General features: G+C 54.6%; 1 protein-coding gene. It reads right to left on the bottom strand.

What is annotated here, in order from left to right:
* Window positions 1-1,360 (bottom strand): Ig-like domain-containing protein (locus tag ACO6V1_RS23955; protein WP_422469108.1); only part of this gene is annotated, 1,360 nt, incomplete at both ends.

Below are 1,360 nucleotides of genomic sequence, written 5' to 3' on the forward strand. Positions count from 1 at the left end.
CACCTGGCCGGTGCCATCGCCGGTGGTGTTATTGCTGACCGTGGGGGTAAAGGATCCGAGATATCCGGTGGTGTCCGAAGTGACGCTGACGGTCTGGATATCGGTCAGATCCCCATCAGCAATGGTGAAGCTGCCGTTGTCAGACAGTGTATTAATGCTCTCACCATTGGCTCCATCGGTAATTTCGGTGATGGCTCCGGTCACATCTGTGGCAGCCGTAACGGTGGGAAGCTTGTTGTCGGTGCCGGTGACGGTGATGGTCAGTGTGCTGTTATCAGTCAGTGGCGTACCATCATCATCGGTGACTGTGTAGTTGAGCACCACCGTAGCCGTTTCGTCCTTGTCCAGATAGTCGAAATCGATACCGGGATTGAAGGTAACATCGTTGCCGTTGAAGCTGACACTGGCCGTGTTGAGAGTGACGGGCTGTTGATCACCATCATTGGTCATGGTGGCAATGCTGGCGGCACTGACACTGAGCGTATTGCTGGTGTCCAGGTCACTATCATTGGCGATTACATCGACGGTGACGTCGCTGTTTTCCCAGGTGTTATCGGTATCTGCGGTGGCCACCGGTGCATCGTTGGTGCCGGTAACGGTGATGGTCAGGGTGCTGCTATCCGTCTGTGGTGTGCCATCATCATCGGTAACGGTGTAATTCACCAGAACGGTAGCGGTTTCGCCGGTGGCCAGATAATCAAAGTCACTGCCGGGATTGAAGGTGATGTTATTGCCACTAACGTTGAGACTGGCGGTGCTCAGCGGAACAGCGTGACTGTCACTGTTGTTGGTCATGGTGGCAATGCTGGCTGCGCTGAGACTGAGCCCGTTGCTGGCATCCGGGTCAGAGTCATTGGCAATAACATCCACGCTGATACTGTTGTTTTCCTGAGTTGCGTCAGTATCGGCGGTGGCTACCGGGGCATCATTAGTGCCGGTTACCGTGATGGTCAGGATGCTGTTATCCGTCAGTGGTGTTCCATCATCATCGGTGATGGTGTAGTTCACCTTCACCGTGGCCGTTTCGCCACTGGCCAGGTAATCAAAGTCGGTGCCGGGATTGAAGGTAACATTATTGCCGCTGAAGGTGACACTGGCGGTATTGTGGAGAATGGTCTGGTTGTCGCCATCATTGGTCATGCTGGCAATACCGACGGCATTGACACTGAGCCCATTGCTGGTGTCCAGGTCACTGTCATTGGCGATCACATCCACAGTAACGCTGCTGTTTTCCCCGGTATTACTGATATCTGCGATGGCTACCGGTGCATCGTTGGTGCCGGTGACCGTGATGGTGAGGGTGCTGCTGTCCGTCAGTGGCGTGCCATCATCATCGGTAACGGTGTAGTTCACCACGACA

The organism is Endozoicomonas sp. ALC013 (assembly GCF_049310205.1).
Lineage (GTDB): Bacteria > Pseudomonadota > Gammaproteobacteria > Pseudomonadales > Endozoicomonadaceae > Endozoicomonas.